At 53.9% G+C, this 2,915-nt stretch carries 3 protein-coding genes and 1 pseudogene; 3 read left to right on the top strand and 1 reads right to left on the bottom strand.

All coding sequences use genetic code 11. The features are described from left to right. Positions 1-416 (top strand): annotated as a pseudogene (locus ACFFAR_RS29740) (ABC transporter permease subunit); the annotation flags it as partial. Between the two features lie 80 nt (positions 417-496). Beyond that, complete coding sequence (gene pip / locus ACFFAR_RS29735) at positions 497-1,432, top strand: prolyl aminopeptidase (RefSeq protein WP_375509067.1); 936 nt, start codon at positions 497-499, stop codon at positions 1,430-1,432. A gap of 32 nt (positions 1,433-1,464) precedes the next feature. On the opposite strand, the gene ACFFAR_RS29730 is transcribed toward pip, so the two are convergent. Continuing rightward, positions 1,465-2,403, bottom strand: coding sequence for a LysR family transcriptional regulator (locus ACFFAR_RS29730; protein WP_375509066.1), 939 nt, complete (start codon positions 2,401-2,403; stop codon positions 1,465-1,467). A gap of 119 nt (positions 2,404-2,522) precedes the next feature. Between ACFFAR_RS29730 and ACFFAR_RS29725 the strand changes: the two genes are divergently transcribed. Further along, a partial coding sequence (locus ACFFAR_RS29725) for a carboxyltransferase domain-containing protein (protein WP_375509068.1) occupies positions 2,523-2,915 on the top strand: 393 nt, incomplete at its 3' end.

Raw genomic sequence — 2,915 nt, 5'->3', positions numbered from 1 at the left:
AGTATTTCCGCTATGTTGGAAATGCGCTCAAGGGGGACCTTGGCCAGTCGATCATCACGAACACCAGCGTCATGGGCGAGTTTCTCGCCCGCTTTCCGGCCACGGTCGAGCTTTCCATTTGCGCGATGATGTTTGCCCTCGTCATTGGTTTGCCCGTCGGCGTCGCAGCTGCTTTGAAACGCGGCACGATCGTCGATCACGGCGTTATGGGCACGGCGCTCACCGGTTACTCCATGCCGATTTTCTGGTGGGGCTTGATCCTCATCATGTTGTTCTCGGCGAAGCTCGGCTGGACGCCGGTTTCCGGGCGTATTGCGGTGGAATACGACATTCCCGCACGCACTGGCTTCATGCTGTGGGATTCGCTTTTCTCCACCGATGATGGCGCGTTCAAGTCCGCCGTCGGCCGCACGATCAAAAAACTTCCTTGGACGGTTCGTTCCAGGTAGACCGAGTCCATGAAATCTTTCATTCTCCAACACGCACGGGATGTTCCATGTTTCCTGAAATTGAGCCTTACGAAAGCGGGTATCTTAATACTAGTGACGGACATAACGTTTATTGGGAGCGATGTGGCAATCCTAGTGGAAAACCTGCACTCTTCTTGCATGGTGGACCCGGTGCCGGGTGCAGTAAGGACCATCGTAGGTTGTTTGATCCAGCTCGATATAACGTCTTGCTGTTCGACCAGCGGGGCTGTGGCCGATCGACCCCACACGCTAGCCTTTTCAATAACACCACCTGGCATCTCGTGTCAGATATCGAGCGCCTCCGCGAGATGTCAGGCGTCGAAAAATGGGTCGTGTTCGGGGGCTCGTGGGGAAGCGCATTGGCCCTTGCGTATGCTGAAACATATCCCGAGCGCGTCAACGCGCTGATACTTCGTGGGATTTGTACGCTGCGTCGTGCTGAGTTGCTCTGGTTGTACCAAGAGGGCGCATCATGGTTATATCCCGACGCGTGGGAAGATTACCTCTTGCCAATTCCGGTTGCGGAGCGGGACGACATGATGGCGGCCTACCATCTCCGATTGATGGGCGACAACGTGAATGAACAACTCGAGGCGGCAAAGGCGTGGAGTATTTGGGAAGGTCGCACAGTCACGTTGCTGCCCAATCAGGAGGTCGAGCAAACCCACAGCGATCCGCATTTCGCCCTTTCTTTCGCCCGGATCGAAAACCATTACTTCAAGAACAAAGGCTTCGTGGAAGAGGGGCAATTGCTGCGAGATGCTTCTATCCTTTCCAACATCCCTGGCGCGATCATTCAAGGCCGCTATGACTTGGCAACGCCAGCGCAAAGTGCATGGGAACTGTCAAAAAAATGGCCGAAGGCTTCGTTCCAGATGATTGGTGCCGCCGGCCATGCGTTCAATGAGCCAGGAATTTTGGAGGCGTTGATCGAAGCAACAAACCGTTTTGCGGATATCTAATATATAAACGTCTCACCCGTCCTTGCCATGCTTTACTTGGTAGTACTGGCGCGCGATCTGAGCGCCGGGCCGGAACGCAGCAGCAAACTTGAAAAATCACAATGGACGAGCGCCAGCCGTGACACATCTTCCGTGAGCCCGTAGGCCCGGTCGCCGCGGTACATTGACACATATTGAACCGGGGGCAACGCGGGCTTCGTTTGGATGACGCTCAGAGCTCCATCGTCGACCAGGTACTCAAAGCTCTGACGAGGCAAATAGCTGATTCCGAGGCCTGCCAGCGTTAATCCGATTTGTGCGATTAGGTTATTGCTTGTCAGGAGCTTGGACACGACGACGCCTTGCTGTTGCAAGAATTTCCCGTATATCGCGCCGGTTCCCGACTGTGTGCCTTGTGTCACTATAGGAAATTGCGAGATAGCCTCTAGAGGCAGCGGGCTTTGCCGCGGTACCATATCCGGCACGCACATCCAGGCATTCTCAACAACCGCCAAAGGCGTGGTGACAAATTGCTCAGTGCCCGTCGCTTGTGGAACGATCACAAAATCGAGCATGTCTGATGCCAGACGATCTCTCAAGGTTGATCCGAGCTCGACTTCCGCCTCAACCGTCACCTTTGGATAGGCCTCTTTGATCGCGTTGACAAGGCGGGGAAGCCAAGTGAGCGCAGTCAACTCGGTTACGCCGAGACGTAGCCTTCTTACGAGTACAGTTTTCGCACTGACGGACTCCACCACATCGTCGCGTTTTTGCAGCAATTCTTTCGCATGAGCAAATAGCTCTTCGCCTTTATCCGTCAGTCGAGCAGTGCGATGGGTACGGTCGAACACTTCAATATCGAACACACTCTCAAGCTCCTGGATTCGCTTCGAGATTGCAGACTGGCTGGCGTTCAGTTTGCCGGCCGCCGCCTCGAACGAACCCAACTGAACGATCCAAAAAATCGCTTCCATCTGCTTAAAGGTGAACACCGTACTCTCCATGAGCAAAAGCGATAGTTTAGGATAAAAAAAAAGCGCTTTTGTTGAACGTTTTGGTAGCTTATCGTTTCCCTAACGAAGAAGTAAAGGGTCATCATGCCGGGTGCGATATGTCTTTATTAAAGTTAAGTTACCTCGGTACATCTGCCATCCTTTGTGAAGTCGTGGGACCTCTTGACCTAAGCATTCAAGGGCAGTTTTGGGCGTTGGCTCGTCTCATACAGGGATGGCCTGGCGTTGACGAGGTGGTGCCCGGTATGAACAATTTGATGGTCGTTCTTCGGAGGGGCGAGTGTGATCATCAAGCTGTCCTGGAGGATATCCGAAAAGAGTGGACTCACTTGGCGCCACTGACGGTAGAAGGAAAATTGGTCGACATTCCGGTCGTGTACGGTGGCGAGATGGGCAGGGACTTGGAGATGGTGGCGCACCGTGCTGATATGGCTTTGGCAGACGCTGCCGCGTTGCACATCGTAGAAACGCATCATGAGCGCGGTGATGGT

The organism is uncultured Caballeronia sp., assembly GCF_964243625.1.
Lineage (GTDB): Bacteria > Pseudomonadota > Gammaproteobacteria > Burkholderiales > Burkholderiaceae > Caballeronia.
This window is presented reverse-complemented; position numbering and strand designations above follow the sequence as displayed.